Source organism: Bradyrhizobium sp. CIR18, assembly GCF_014198295.1.
GTDB lineage: Bacteria > Pseudomonadota > Alphaproteobacteria > Rhizobiales > Xanthobacteraceae > Bradyrhizobium.
In genome coordinates this window covers 1-14452 of sequence record NZ_JACIHF010000006.1, presented here as the reverse complement: position 1 = coordinate 14452, position 14452 = coordinate 1, and the positions used below count along the sequence as shown (strand labels likewise).

Annotated in this window: 13 protein-coding genes; 6 read left to right on the top strand and 7 right to left on the bottom strand. The window is 65.3% G+C overall.

What is annotated here, in order from left to right; translation table 11 throughout:
- Positions 1–45: 45 nt before the first annotated feature.
- On the top strand, positions 46–1317 hold the full coding sequence (locus tag GGD65_RS20285) for a DUF2157 domain-containing protein (protein ID WP_183236422.1): 1272 nt from the start codon (positions 46–48) through the stop codon (positions 1315–1317).
- On the top strand, positions 1314–1919 hold the full coding sequence (locus GGD65_RS20280) for a GDYXXLXY domain-containing protein (protein ID WP_183236421.1): 606 nt from the start codon (positions 1314–1316) through the stop codon (positions 1917–1919). The genes GGD65_RS20285 and GGD65_RS20280 overlap by 4 nt, the downstream gene beginning before the upstream one ends.
- On the opposite strand, the gene GGD65_RS20275 is transcribed toward GGD65_RS20280, so the two are convergent.
- Entirely contained in the window at positions 1916–3343 is a 1428-nt protein-coding gene (locus GGD65_RS20275; protein WP_183236420.1) for a PLP-dependent aminotransferase family protein, read from the bottom strand. The genes GGD65_RS20280 and GGD65_RS20275 overlap by 4 nt on opposite strands.
- A gap of 109 nt (positions 3344–3452) precedes the next feature.
- Here GGD65_RS20275 and GGD65_RS20270 point away from each other — a divergent pair, with 109 nt between their 5' ends.
- Entirely contained in the window at positions 3453–4313 is an 861-nt protein-coding gene (locus tag GGD65_RS20270) for a DMT family transporter (protein ID WP_183236419.1), read from the top strand.
- Between the two features lie 10 nt (positions 4314–4323).
- Here GGD65_RS20270 and GGD65_RS20265 read toward each other — a convergent pair whose 3' ends face one another.
- Complete coding sequence (locus tag GGD65_RS20265) at positions 4324–5538, bottom strand: EAL domain-containing protein (protein ID WP_091964894.1); 1215 nt, start codon at positions 5536–5538, stop codon at positions 4324–4326.
- Positions 5539–6280: 742 nt separating this feature from the next.
- Positions 6281–7444, bottom strand: coding sequence for a hypothetical protein (locus GGD65_RS20260; protein WP_183236418.1), 1164 nt, complete (start codon positions 7442–7444; stop codon positions 6281–6283).
- Positions 7445–7781: 337 nt separating this feature from the next.
- On the opposite strand from GGD65_RS20260, the gene GGD65_RS20255 reads away from it, so the two are divergent.
- The gene (locus GGD65_RS20255) at positions 7782–8405 is read left to right on the top strand and encodes a helix-turn-helix transcriptional regulator (protein ID WP_018322867.1); all 624 of its coding nucleotides are present in this window, start codon (positions 7782–7784) and stop codon (positions 8403–8405) included.
- Positions 8406–8487: 82 nt separating this feature from the next.
- Here GGD65_RS20255 and GGD65_RS20250 read toward each other — a convergent pair whose 3' ends face one another.
- The 4 genes from GGD65_RS20250 to GGD65_RS20235 form a co-directional block, all read right to left on the bottom strand.
- Complete coding sequence (locus GGD65_RS20250; RefSeq protein WP_018322868.1) at positions 8488–8736, bottom strand: hypothetical protein; 249 nt, start codon at positions 8734–8736, stop codon at positions 8488–8490.
- 101 nt (positions 8737–8837) lie between these two features.
- Entirely contained in the window at positions 8838–9215 is a 378-nt protein-coding gene (locus GGD65_RS20245) for an Hpt domain-containing protein (RefSeq protein WP_026202834.1), read from the bottom strand.
- Between the two features lie 156 nt (positions 9216–9371).
- Positions 9372–10070 carry a Crp/Fnr family transcriptional regulator gene (locus GGD65_RS20240; RefSeq protein WP_018322870.1) on the bottom strand — a complete coding sequence of 233 codons (699 nt, stop codon included), beginning with the start codon at positions 10068–10070 and terminating at the stop codon, positions 9372–9374.
- Positions 10071–10259: 189 nt separating this feature from the next.
- Positions 10260–10970 (bottom strand): Crp/Fnr family transcriptional regulator, encoded by a 711-nt coding sequence (locus tag GGD65_RS20235; RefSeq protein ID WP_183236417.1) that lies wholly within the window; start codon positions 10968–10970, stop codon positions 10260–10262.
- 434 nt (positions 10971–11404) lie between these two features.
- On the opposite strand from GGD65_RS20235, the gene GGD65_RS20230 reads away from it, so the two are divergent.
- Positions 11405–11887: a response regulator gene (locus GGD65_RS20230; RefSeq protein WP_409362756.1), complete on the top strand. Its 483-nt coding sequence runs from the start codon at positions 11405–11407 to the stop codon at positions 11885–11887.
- A gap of 427 nt (positions 11888–12314) precedes the next feature.
- Positions 12315–14452: chemotaxis protein CheA (locus GGD65_RS20225; protein WP_183236416.1), on the top strand; the 2138-nt coding region annotated here is incomplete at its 3' end.

Genomic DNA, 14452 nt, shown 5'->3' with positions numbered 1-14452 from the left:
CTAGCAATGCCCCGCCATCCGCCGGGCCCAAGGTAACCCACCCCAATGTTCGAAAAGACCTACCGCGACCGCCTCAACGCTGACCTAGCGCAATGGGAAGCCGATGGCGTGATTGCGCCGGCGGCGGCGGCCGCGATCCGCACTGCGCTGCCGCCGCTAGCGCCGGGCATCAACATCGCCGTGGTCGTCTGCATCGTCGGCGGTCTGTTGATCGCGGCCGCGTTCCTCGCCTTCGTCGCGGCGCACTGGACCGAGATCGCGCGGCTGTCGCGGTTCGCGATCCTGCTCGCCGGCATGGTCGCTACCTCTGGCCTCGGGGCCTGGTTCGCGTCGACGGGCCGCAACGTTCTCGCCGATCTCAGCGCCAGCGTCGGTGCGATCATCTTCGGTGCGGGCATCGCGCTGGTCGGCCAGATGTATCATCTCGGCGACGACTTTGCCGGTGGCATGCTGCTGTGGTCGATCGGCGCGTTCGCCGCGGCGCTGCTGACCGGCTCGCGCGGTGCGCTCGCGGTCGGTCTCGTCGCCGCCGGCATCTGGACCTGCATGCGGACTTATGACGCGCCCGACGTCCTGCATCTTCCGTTCGTGGCGGTCTGGCTGATTGCAGCAGTTCTCGCCTTCGCCTGGAATTCGCGCGCCGCCGCTCATCTCGTCGCGCTCGCGGCGCTGCCGTGGTGGATCGCGACGTCGCTCCGCTTCGAGCTCGACGGCGCCCAGCCGTCCTTCGTGCTCGCCAACGGTGCCGCGCTGCTGTTCGGCGCCGGTCTCGCGCTCGCAGCCTGGCCCTCGCCGAGGGCGCTCCGGCTCGGGACCGTCCTGTCGATTTACGGGGCGTTTTCGCTGGCCGGCGTCGCCGTCCTGGAGGTGGCGACCGTCGACGACATCATTCGCTTCCGGACCAGCACGGTATCCGCCCAGCCGATTTGGGCGATCCTGTGCGGGGCCGCGGGGGTGATCCTCGCTCTCGTCTCCGCCATGCTCACGAAGCGCGCAGGTGAAATCCTCGCATCATGCGCGATCGGGCTCGTGCTGCTCGCCGCGCCGATCTGGCCGGTCTCCACGGCCGGCGAGCCCTGGTTCGCTTACGCCGCGCTGCTTTGCGCCATGCTGTGCCTCGTCGTCTCCGGTGTGCTCGATGACGTGCGCCCGCGGATCGCCGCCGGCTGGCTCGGGATCGCCGGCGTCATCGCCGGCATCACCTGGGCGGTGCACGGCTCGTTGCTGCGCCGCTCGGCCTTCCTTGCGGGGGCCGGAATCATTGCCGTGGTCTTTGCCACCGCGCTCAATCGCATGCTGCCGAGGGCTGAGCGATGATCGGTACCATCACTGGACTCTGGCAGCGCATCCCGAAAGCCGTGCTGTTCGGCGTCGCTGTGCTGCTGCAATGCGCGCTGCTGGTGCTGATGGTCGCCGACCGCATGCAGATCCTGCGCGAAGGCGTTGAGGTGACCTTGCAGACGCAGCCGGTCGATCCACGCGATCTCCTGCGGGGCGACTATGTCGTGCTCCGCTACGACATCTCGCAAGTGCCGGCCGGCGCGCTCGCCGGCAAGCCGGCCGACGCGCGCCATCCCGTCGTGTTCGTCAAGGTCGCGCCCAATGCCAACGGCCTCTATCAGGCGGTCTCGGTGCATGCCGAGCCGGTGCCGGTCACGGCTCCCGACGTGCTGATCCGCGGCCGCGTCGCCAATTACGGCGGGGCCTGCGGTTCGGCCCGGCACACTTTCTGCGATAATTTGCCGATCAAATACGGTCTCGAGAGCTACTTCGTCCCCGAAGGCGAGGGCAAGAAGCTCGAGCAGGCCCGCAACCAGCAAAAAATCCGGGTCGTCGCCGCCGTGCTCCCCTCCGGCCGCGCCGCCATCAAGCGGCTGCTGCTCGACGGCGAGCCGGTCTATGAGGAGCCGCTGTATTAGCGCGGCGGCTCCGGCGTCGCCTTCAACGCCCGCCGCAGCACGTCCCACACCCGGGGATCGCTCATCTGCGCCACGTTGAAGCGCATGAAGTGCTGCGACGTCTGCGACACGCTGAACACGTTGCCCGGCGCCAGCACGACATCCTCTTCCAGTGCCGCGCGCGCGACCTGCGCGGCATCCTGTCCGCCCGTGAGCCGGCACCAGAGGAAGAATCCGCCGCGCGGCACCAGCCAGGGCTCTATCCCCAACGCCCCAAGTTTTCGCGCGACGTCGCGGCGCGTCCGCGTGAGCTTTTGCCGGAGCTCGTCCATGTGCTTGCGATAGCTGCCGCCGGCCAGCACCTTTGCGATGATCTCGGTCGCGGCCGGGCTCGGGCCGCCAAAGCTGGTTGCGACCTGGAGGTCGACGAGATGCTCGATCCAGTCGGCCCGTGCGGCGATGTAGCCTGAGCGTACCGAGGCCGACAGCGTCTTGGAGAAGCTGCCGATGCGGATCACGCGGGTGAGCCCGTCGAGCGCGGCAAGGCGCGGCGAGCGCTCCGGCTCGAGGTCGCCGAAAATGTCGTCCTCGATGATGGTGAGGTCGTGCGCCGCGGCCGCGGTCAGCAGCCGGTGCGCTGTCGCAAGCGACATCGTCGCGCCGGTCGGATTGTGCAGCGCTGAATTGGTGATGTAGAGCCTGGGACGCTCGCTGCCGAGGATCTGCTCGAAGCGGGTGACGTCAGGGCCCGACGGCGTGTAGGGCACGCCGATGATCCTGGCCTGATGCGCCCGCAGCAGCGCGCGAAAATTGAAATAGCAGGGATCGTCGACCAGCACCGTGTCGCCGGGACGCAGCAGGAAGCGGCAGACGAGGTCGGCGCCTTGTGTGCCCGAGCCCGTCAGCATGAGCTGATCGACGGACGCGGGAATCGAATCCTCGGCGAGGCGCGCCAGCAGCAGCCGGCGCAGCGCCAATCCGCCGCGCGTGCTGCCATAGTCCGTCAAGAGATCCGCATCGGTCCGCGCCAGGGCACGGACGGCGCGGCGCAAGGCCGCTTCCGGCATCCACTCCGCCGGCAGCCAGCCGCAGCCGGGCTTCGGCACTGCCGCGTCGGCATCGAGCGATTGCCTGGAGACCCAGAACGGATCGACCTCCCGGTCGCGCCGCGGCTCGGCCTCAGTCAGCGCAAGCGGCGGCATGATCGTCGGCGAGACATAGAAGCCGGAGCCGCGACGGGCGCGGATCAGGCCTTCGGCCGCGAGGCGATCATAGGCTTCGACGACGGTCGACGGCGACACGCCCATTGTGGCGGCCAGGCTGCGGACCGATGGCAGGCGGTCGCCGGCACTGAGCGCGCGGCCGGCGATCTTGGCGCGGATCGCGCTCATCACGTCAACGGTCCGCGTGCCGCCGCGTCCCCTCGAGGGCGCTCCGATGTCCAAGGTGTATCACCTTCCATACCCATACAGATTTGCCGGATTGTATTGGATTGTGACTGGTCGTGCCACCGCCGACAGCCGAGTATCGCGCTTCTCGAAAGGCGGAACGGACATGCAATCTGCGGGGAGCGGCTGGGGCAATGGCCTGCTCGGCGTCATCATCTTCAGCGGCTCGCTGCCGGCGACGCGCGTCGCGGTCGGCGGCTTCTCCGCGCTGTTCCTGACATCGGCCCGTGCGGTCATCGCGGCGCTGATCGGTGTGGCCGTGCTCGGCGTGCTGCGGCAGGCCCGGCCGCAGCGAAGGGATTTCGCCTCCCTCACCATCGTCGCCATCGGCGTCGTGGTCGGCTTCCCGCTGCTGACGGCGCTCGCGCTCCAGCACATCACCTCGGCCCGTTCGATCGTCTTCATCGGCTTGTTGCCGCTCTCGACCGCGGTCTTCGCCGTGCTGCGCGGCGGCGAGCGGCCGCGGCCGCTGTTCTGGCTGTTCGCGATCCTCGGCAGCGGCACCGTGGCGGGCTTCGCCTTGTCGAACGGCGGCTCGGCCTCGCTCACCGGCGATCTCCTGATGGTGGCCGCGATCGTGCTGTGCGGCCTCGGCTATGCCGAAGGCGCCGCATTGTCGCGCCGGCTCGGCGGCTGGCAGGTGATCTCCTGGGCGCTCCTGCTTGCGCTGCCGCTGATGGTGCCGGTCGCGGTTCTGACCTGGCCGGCGAGCTGGAACGGCGTCAGCGTGCCCGCCTGGATCGGGCTCGCTTACGTCTCGATCTTCAGCATGTTCGTCGGCTTCATCTTCTGGTACCGCGGCCTTGCGATCGGCGGCATTGCGCGTGTCGGCCAGTTGCAGCAGCTCCAGCCGTTCTTCGGTCTCGCGCTCGCCGGCCTGCTGCTGCACGAGCCCGTCGCCTGGAGCATGATCGTCGCGACCGTCCTCGTGGTCGCCTGCGTGTTCTTCGCGCGCCGGTTTGCGTGAGGCTTGTGCCTCACGCCTGCCCCATCACCGTCTTCGTCAGCGCGCCCTTTGCAAACTTCTTCAGCGGCATCGGCTTGCCGAACAGGAAGCCCTGCACGAGATCGAAGCCGAGCTCGTTGGCGGCGACGAGGTCGGCGCGGCTTTCGACCCCCTGGGCCACGCTGCGTGCGCCAAAGCCCTGCGCGAGCTCGACGATGTGACGGCACACCGTGCGCTTCAACCGGTCACTGCCGCTGCCGGTGACGAATTGCCGGTCGGCCTTCAGCTTGACGAAGGGAACTTTGTCCCGCTCCATCAGCGCCGGCCAGTTGGCGCCGAGATTGTCGATCGACAGGCCGATATTGTGCAGCCCGACCTCGCGCGCGACCTCGGTCAGGTGATCGAGATCGCGGATCGCCTCCTCGCTGTCGATCTCGACCGTCAGCCCGCCGAAGGCCGGATGCGTCGGCACGCGACGGCAGAGATCGCGCACCGCCTGCGGCTCCTTCAGATAAGACGCGGGCAGGTTGATCGAGAGATCGACCGGGGTCTGCTGTTCCAGCAGATAATGCCAGTCCCGTATCGCGCGCTCGATCACGAATTCGGAGAGGTCGCGCAGATGCGGATCGCGCTCTTCCGGAATGAAGTAAGCCGGCGGCACCACGCCCCAGGTCGGATGCCGCATCCGCACCAGCGCCTCGGCACCGCAGCGGATCAGCGTGCGCGCGTCGATCTTGGGCTGGTACCAGAGCTCGAGCCAGCCGGCGTGCAGAGCCTCGCCGACATGCACGGCGGGACTGGGCGCCGGCTCTTCCGGCAGCAGCATGGCGATGCGCTCGCGCAGCGTTTCCGCCGCAAAGGGCGTGGTCAGCGGCGGCAGCATGGCAAGGCCATATTCCTCGCCGACCTGCCGCACGGCCTTGACGATGATCGACTCGCGGGCGCCGACGGCGAGAACCTTGCCGGCAAATGCCTCGCGCACCAGTATTTCGAGGAATCTCCCCGGCTCGATGCCGTCGGCGGCGACGCCGAGCAGGATCAGGTCCGGCAATTCGGTGGCGAGCACGGTTTGCAGCTCGTCCGAGCTGGCGCATTCGCTGGTGACGAAGCCGAGATCCTCCAGCACCTCGCTGAGGAAGGCGCGCAGATGCCGCTTGCTATCGGCCACGCAGGCGCGCGGCGTTACCTTTCGTCGTCCGAAGGTCACAGGCCTTCGTCCGACGAGTTCAACCATCCCATCGTTCATCAACACCACTCCCGTTCCGTGACGGTTTCTTAAACGGTGAGCGTGGGTTCAAATAAGGAGAGCTTCACATCGTTCTTGAATTATTTGAGTAACGTTAAACCCTGCAATTCGAGCTAATTTGTCGACAGACTCTTCGCAAAGAGTTCGCATACCCGAGCACCACGCGCACAACGACTGTCAGCGCACGCGAAATGTCTCTCGCGCGATGAAAGCTGCGTCCCGCTTGCCAGCGGATGAAGATGAGCGATGCGGATGTGTGCCCTTTCGAAGCAACGACGCGACCAGCGCAGATTAATTTCCGGCGTTTCTTCGGGGTGTGCGCCCGCTCGTGCGCGACGAAGACGGTGAACGGGAGCGCGTCGTCGGCGGTGGGCGGCCCCGCATTGCGGCGGTTGCTCTCCCGATCGCTTTGCGGGAGATCGCAAGCGAGCGACGGCGACGGTCGCAGGATTCGCCTTCGCGCGATGCGCGCAAGTATCGCCTTCGCTCGTGACGGTTCTGCGACACCGCGTCCAGGCCCAGGGCTGCAAATGTGAAGTGCATCACACGCGCATTGCTGCACCTGCGCTATTGCTCGGCACAGCCGGTGGTGGGCTGTCGAGGATTACGACAATGACGATGCGGCGAATGATGTATTGGTGGTTCAGGGTCGTGATGTCAGGGCGATTTCTCGATCGCTTTCTGTGCCTGCCGCGCGCGCAATGAGCATGAACCGGAAAAGTGTGCAGCGGTTCGCGCGATATCAGGTCTGCCCGATTAACTTACGAAACGCCGCCGCGCCGTCCTGCACCACGTCGCGGCCCTTCCAGGCCATATAGGTCAGCTTGCCGCCTAGCGTGTCGTGGCTGCGCAGCCGGCGCGAGCCGAGGATATGGCCGACATTGGACGGGAAGCGGCTCACCTCGGCGGACACCAGCGCCGCGATCGCATCCATCAATTGCTGGAGCCGAATTCCCCATTCGCAACTTTCGATGCCGTCGATGCGCACCTTGAGTGCATATTCGGTGTCGTAGATCTCGGCGAGCAGGTCGCGGGCGACCAGCACCCGGTTGTGCCGGAGCGCGATCCGAAGTGCGAGGCGCTTGTCGTCGAGCCGGTCGAGCACCATGGGGATGACGCAGGCATAGGGCGTCGCGGCGACATCGGTGACGCTCTTGCTCGCAGCGGCCTTGGTCGCGAGACGCGCCAATTGCCAGGGCATCGTCAGGCGCCTCGCCACCAGCGCGAGCGCGAAGGGCAGCGCATCGGGATGAGCCTTCTTGAAGGCGTCGAGCTGCGCGGTGATCTGGGCAACCCGTCCGTCGTCGAATTTCGCGATCTTCTCAGGCAGCTTTTCGTTGAACTTCGGCAGCGCATCGCCCGCGCGCAGCACGTGCTGCATCTTCCTGACGTCGTCGAAGGCGGTGCGTGAGGCCGTGTATTGCGCGAGCTTGCCGCGCGCGAATTCGGTGCTCTCCACTGATGCGAAGGTGCTCTCGAGCACCTTGACGACCTTGGTCTGGAAGGTCGCGGCGACCTTCAGGACTTCCTTCGGGTTGTTGGCTGCGACCTGGTCGTTGATCGCCTTGATGTAGTCGCGTGCCATGGTCGGCAGCAGGTCGCGGCAGATCCACTCCCAGATCGGGGTGAGGGTGTTGCGCGAGATCCGCCCTATATTGGCGTGCTCGGGCGCGCCATCGATCAGGAGCAGTTCGAGCGGCGCGAAGAAATAGCGCGACGGGCTGGTGGCGCGCGCCTGGGTCGATCCGTCCTTGCGAAACTCGGCGCGCAAGCGCGACTGGATGTCGGACGAGCCGGGCATGTCGATGCCGCACAGCTCGAGCCGTTCGAGTTCGCTGAGCAGACAGCTGCGCGACAGCGGCGTCAGCCTCTGCAGGAATTCCGACAGCCGATCGATCTCGTTCATGGCACGCAATCTTTCGCAGCGTTTCCCGCGGGCGTGCGGGCCCAATGCGTGGAGGCATTTGCGCGCTCTCAACTTCGCCTAAGAGAAGCAAGTCGCCGTTAATTAATCCGTAAAAACCGGGGGGAGGCGTCGGGGCGAAGGCTGCGGTTAAGGACGATTTCGCCTGTCTGCCCAAGTTTCTGGCGAAAAGCTCAACCCCAGCGTGGGCGCGCACCGCCAAACGCAAGCACAAATTGTGCCGGCGTCACCACTTTAACGCAAAACCGACAAAATCACCGTATTCTTACGGAGCAAAAAGTTAACCACAGACGGCCCCCGGTTCCGCTAAACGAGTGACATGGGGTCACAGAATGATACGGCCACCGATTCGCGGCCGTCGGAATGGTACGAAAGCAGCGCTGCTCCAACTGAAGAGCTCGATTTCGTCCGCCTGAGTGCCGCCCGGGCCAAAGCCGCCGACGAAATGGCCGCTGCCATCGCCCGCGAGCTCAACGGCCCCCTGACTGCCCTGCTGCTCTACATGGGCGAGATCAAGCATCACAGCGATCAACTCGCGCCCGTGACCGGCGACCGCGCCTATTTGCAGCGGGTGATCGAGAACGCGCTGGCACAAACCGAGCGGGTTTGCGGTGTGGTCAAGCAGCTTGCCGGTCCTCACAAGGGTGGCTTGTCAATCCCGTCCAGCGTCGAGGACGCGGAATCGAAGGCCGTCCGCGCCCAGCAGGCCCAGCGCGTGCCGAGCGCCGAGCTCCTCAGCCTGTCGGGTCAGAAGCGGCTGACCAAGCGCGAGCGTGAGGTGCTGAGCCTGATCAGCGAAGGTTATTCGAACAAGCAGGGCGCGCTTCGGATGCAGATCAGCCCGCGCACGTTCGAGAGCCATCGCGCCGAAGCGATGCGCAAGCTCGGTGCGCGCAACACCGCGGATCTCGTCCGCGCGGCGCTGCTGCACTCGATCGACTGAGGCTGGTGTGTTGCATCGCCGGCAGGCGGTGCGGACAAGTCCCCGAGAGATTTCCCGGGCCGTCTTAAAAACCCGATCGCGCTCAGAAATAGTCTTCGGCGAAGGGACGCGCGCGCGAGATCGGACGCAACGGCTTGATCTCTTCCTTCGGCCCGTTCGGGATGATCGTGATGGTCCAGCGGGGCGGCATGCTCGATTCATGCTCCAGCACCGAACGCACGAAGCCGGTCACCGTGGACTCGCCAGCCTTCACCGTTGCCATGCGGCCGTTGAACTGTGCGATACGGAAGCGGCGAACCTCTTTCTGGTCCGCGGTCTCGTAGGTGAACATGGAAACCCTCCTGGTTTCCGGCGACTATCGCCACCTATGATTAGCCATCTCTAAAAATCCCAAACCGTAGAAGTACGGCGGGAATGCACACACGCGAGTGGTTAGCCCTGCGGCTCCTGCGCACGCGCGGCGGCATAGGCGGCGTCCATCAGGTCCAGGAGATCGCGAAATTCGCCATCGCCCAGCCTCTCCGCGGACTTCTCCAGTCGCAGTGCCAGCGCCGCGAGCCTGGCATAGCCGAACGTTCCGGCTGCGCTCTTCAGCGAATGCGCTTCGCGCGCGATCCTGGCGTGGTGCTGCGCCAGCGAGAGCGTGCGAAATAATTGCAGGCGCGCACCGGTCTCGCTCCAGAATACATCGCGCACTTCGCAGGCACCGTCCTCGCCGATCTCTCGCACCAGCGCTTCGTAAGCGTGCGGCTCGCGCGCAGGCTCGGCATCGAGCGCCTTCTGCGCGGGCGCGACGGTGACTTCAAACATGGGCCTGCTGCCTTGATCACGGGTCATTTGTCGCGCGGCACGTCCGGGCGCGAGGGCGGCCCAATGTCTACGGCATTCGAATTTCAGTTCCGGTAGCAGGACACAAGGTGTTTGCAGGCCGACATTAGCCGGCCGTTTACCATGCGCGCGCGGCCCTCAGCCCGCGCCGAGCAGCCGGTCGTACTGGGCCTTCACGGTGGCGTAGCATTCGCACGCCGTCTGGCGCAGGCCGTCGAGGTTGGTGATCTGGATGTGCCCGCGGCTGTAATGGATGAAATTGGCCTGTTGCAGGGTGTTGGCGACCAGCGACACGCTGTTGCGCCGCGCCCCGATCATCTGCGCCATGGCCTCCTGGGTCAGCAGCAGCCGGTAGTCGCCCGAGAGGTCATGTGTGTGCAACAGGCAGCGCGACAGCCGCGACTCCACGGGGTGGGCGGCATTGCAGCCTGCCGTCTGCTGGACCTGGGCGTAGACCGCCAGCCCGTGGCGCGTCAGCAACGTGCGCAGGGTGCTGCTCTGGTCGGCGGCGATCCGCAGCCGGTCGAGATCCATCACCGACGCGACGCCCGGAACCAGCACGATGGCCGTGTTCAGCGCGCACGCATCGCCCATGGTCGAGAGCGTCCCGAGCAGGCTGTCGCGCCCAATCATGGCGACTTGCACATGCTCGCCCTTGGCGAGCTTCACCACCAGCGAGATGACGCCGCGGTGGGGAAAATACGCACGCTTCAGCGCCTCGCCGGTCTCGACCAGCACCGCGTCATGGGGCAGATCGACTGTTCGCAGGTGCGGGCGGATCGATTCATAGTCGTCTGCCGACAGTGCAGACAGGAAACCGTTGGCTGAACGCACCATCGTTTCCAAAAGCTGCCTCCCGTTCCCGCGCCATCGAATCGCGATGGACGAAATCACGCCCAGCGCGCGTAAGTTCCATCATGTTCACGTCGGGATATATTGGCAATTGGGACAAGTTGTCCCGACCATGGCAGCGGTCCTGCCACGCTCCGTGCACGCCGGCATACAGTTGATTGCGCCGAGGTGTCGTCACGGCACGGTTCCCACCAGGCGGAGGTGGTGTGCTTTCACTGCCGAATAGCAGTCGCAGCACGTCTTCTCCAGTGCCCGTAGATCGAGGATTTCGATCTGGCCACGGCTGTAGTGGATGATGCCGGCCCGCTGCAGCGCATGCGCGACCAGCGAGACGGCATTGCGCCGTACGCCCAACATCTGCGCCAGCGCCTCCTGGGTCAGCGGCAGGATTTCACTGTCCGAGAGATCGCGGGCGCGCAGCAGCCAGCGCGCGAGCCGCGCCTCGACCGGGTGCAGCGTATTGCAGAGCAGCGACTGCTGCGCATGCGCGAGCAAGGCCTGCTCATGGCGGACCATCAACTGGCGAAACGGCGCGCTTGCGGCAGCGACCGTACGGAAAGCTGCGATTTCAAGCACGGAAGCAGTCCCTGGGAACAAGACGACCGCGTCCGTTGCCGCGATGCCGTCGGCAAGCGCAGCGCCGCCACCGACGACACTGTCGCGGCCCAGCATCGCCACTTCGATCATCTGTCCTTCGGACAGGCCCACCGTGATCGAAACGGATCCGCCATGCGGGAAGTAGACATATCTCAGCGCAGCACCCGCCTCGCACAAGACAGATTTCCTGACCATTTCGACTGTCGCGAGATGCGGGCGCAGCAGATCGAGATCTGCCGCGTCGAGCATTTGCAGCAATTGGTTGGACGGGCGGCCGCTCGCAATCATCGAAGGTCAATCCGGCGTGTTCGATGTACGATCGGTGTAAAGCCCGCTCGTCATCCAGTTGCGCGGTGACAAAAACATATTGTAAAGGTTGTGGCGCTGTCCATATACCCGTTAGAGGGCAGACAGGCTGCGGCATTTGCGGCGGAAATAAGAATGGCGCGCTGATTCGCTTACGAGCCGGTGCGCCGGTCCTGCAGGGGTTGCGCAGGAAAAATCTGCAAGGGGGGCTGTCATGAGCCGGAAGCATTGCATCCGCGCTGCGATCAGACGTCGGTCGACCCGCGCAGTGTCGTCCGTTGGACCAGCATTCACAGCCATCCACTATTGCGATGAAGCCTGGCGTCGCGTGGCCGCAGATTTCGCGTCCATCTTCCCCGTGCCGCCAACGGCATTCGCGACCATCCATTTTTCGACTGAAAGCAAAGGAGAACGGCGTGCCCCACGGTTCAATTATTGAATCGCCAAAACGGGAAACGCAAATGGGGACAGAAGGTCTGCGCCATATTCTCGTTGTCGACAACGACCCGATGGTCTGCATGGCCATCGAGGTCTATCTCCAGCGTAACAATTTTCGAGTCACGATTGCCGAAGGAGGTGAAGCCGGACTGCGCGCGCTCGAACACCAGCAATTCGATCTGATGATCATCGATATCTTCATGCCGCACATGCGCGGGTTCGAATCGATCCGGATCTTCCACGAGCGGGCGCCGGTCATTCCGCTGATCGCGATGTCCGGCTACGCCTTTGCAAATCTGAATTCGCCTGCACCCGATTTCCTCCGGATGGCACTCGAGCTCGGCGCCTCACGCTGTCTGCGCAAGCCGTTCACGCCGCACGCGCTGCTCGCTGCCATCAACGATTGTCTGGCGGAGCATCGTCCCGACGGCGACATCGCCTCGGCCGCGCGATTGGGTTAGCGCGGCGCGGTCCGCTGTGGCCACAGGTAACCGTTCGTTTACCGCGTCTGCGGACTACGCAGATCGCGCCGCCGACGCGAACCGAGGGGCGCAACTGCGCCTCCGGTTGCCGGCGGCGCTGTTCGATGCCCCGCAGGCGGCCCCTATCGTCCTTCAAGAGCGGGATTTTCCGGCGCGCCTCGCCCGCTGTTATCGGCCCGTTTACCTCACGCGTCCCCGCCGTTGCGGCGCGGAGTCGCTTTTGCCGAATAGCGCAGCCGCATGCGGGCGAACCGCAAACTTCTCTTCAATATCCGTATTAGGACGGAGGATGAAATTAACGGGACTGTGAAAAGGGATGTCTAACGATCCAGAATAGAGACTTCCGTCCATGCCAAAAAGCGGCGCAGGCGCCGAAGTCCAGGGTCAGGTCAGTAAGGCGTAGCTCATGGATGATCTGTTGCGGGAGTTTTTGACGGAGACCAGCGAGAGCCTGGACACCGTCGACAACCAGTTGGTGAAGTTCGAGCAGGAGCCGAACAACGCCAAGATCCTGGATAACATCTTCCGCCTGGTCCACACCATCAAGGGCACTTGCGGCTTCCTCGGATTGCCGCGGCTGGAAGCGCTGGCGCATGCCGGCGAGACGTTGATGGGCAAATTCCGTGACGGCATGCCGGTGACGGGGCAGGCGGTGACGGTGATCCTGTCCTCGATCGACCGCATCAAGGAAATTTTGGCCGGCCTGGAAGCCACCGAAGCCGAGCCGGAGGGGAACGACCGCGATCTCATCGACAAGCTGGAAGCGATGGTCGAGCAGGGCATGGCGGCAATGGCTGCTGGTGCAACGGCTGCTCCCGTCACTGAGGCCCCGCCGCTGGTGCCGGAAGCCCCGGTTGCCGCTGCTGCGCCGGCAAACATGACCACGGGTTCGCTGATCGAGCAGACCCTGGAGCGCCCGCTGCGTCCGGGCGAAGTCTCGCTCGACGAGCTCGAGCGCGCCTTCCGCGAGACCGCGATCGAAGCGCCGGCGCCCGCGCCCGTTGCCAAGGCTGAAGCCAAGGTCGAGCCCGCGCCGGCCGCTGAAGCGCCCGCACCCGCCGCCAAGGAAGCAAAGCCCGCCAAGGAGAAGGCCGCGCCGAAGAAGTCGATGGCCGACGAGGGCGCCGGCGAAGGCGACCGCATCGCCAACCAGTCGATCCGCGTCAACGTGGATACGCTGGAGCATCTGATGACCATGGTTTCCGAGCTGGTGCTGACCCGCAACCAGCTGCTGGAGATCTCCCGCCGCAACGAGGACACCGAGTTCAAGGTGCCGTTGCAGCGCCTGTCCAACGTCACCGCCGAGCTGCAGGAAGGCGTCATGAAGACGCGCATGCAGCCGATCGGCAATGCCTGGCAGAAGCTGCCCCGCATCGTCCGCGACCTCTCCAGCGAACTCGGCAAGCAGATCGAACTCGAGATGCACGGCGCCGACACCGAGCTCGACCGCCAGGTGCTCGACCTGATCAAGGACCCGCTCACCCACATGGTGCGCAACTCCGCCGATCATGGCCTTGAGACCCCCGCCGAGCGCCTCGCCTCCGGCAAGGGCGAGCAGGGCACCATCCGCCTGTCCGCCTACCACGAGGGCGGCCACATCATCATCTGCATCGCCGACAACGGCCGCGGCCTCAACACCGAGAAGATCAAGGCCAAGGCGATCTCGAGCGGCCTCGTCACCGAGGCCGAGCTCGAGAAGATGAGCGAAGCCCAGATCCACAAGTTCATCTTCGCGCCCGGCTTCTCCACCGCGGCCGCCATCACCTCGGTCTCCGGCCGCGGCGTCGGCATGGACGTGGTGCGCACCAATATCGACCAGATCGGCGGCACCATCGACATCAAGTCGGTGGCCGGCGAGGGCTCGAGCGTCACCATCAAGATCCCGCTGACCCTGGCGATCGTCTCGGCGCTGATCGTGGAGGCCGCTGGCGACCGCTTTGCGATCCCGCAGCTCTCGGTGGTCGAGCTGGTGCGGGCCCGCGCCAACTCGGAGCACCGCATCGAGCGGATCAAGGACACCGCGGTCCTCAGGTTGCGCAACAAGCTGCTGCCGCTGATCCATCTGAAGAAGCTGCTCAAGATCGACGACGGTGCCGCCTCGGATCCCGAGAACGGCTTCATCGTGGTGACGCAAGTCGGCAGCCAGACCTTCGGCATCGTCGTCGACGGCGTGTTCCACACCGAAGAAATCGTGGTCAAGCCGATGTCGACCAAGCTGCGTCACATCGACATGTTCTCCGGCAACACCATTCTGGGCGATGGCGCGGTGATCATGATCATCGACCCCAACGGCATTGCCAAGGCGCTCGGCGCCGCCGGCTCCTCGGCCCATGACATGGGCGACGAGAACGGCGCGCATCACATCGGCTCGGGCGAGCAGACCACCTCGCTCCTCGTCTTCCGCGCCGGCTCGTCGCAGCCCAAGGCGGTCCCGCTCGGCCTCGTCACCCGCCTGGAAGAGCTGCCCGCCGACAAGATCGAGTTCTCGAACGGCCGTTACATGGTGCAGTACCGCGAGCAGCTGATGCCGCTCGTTGCCATGGA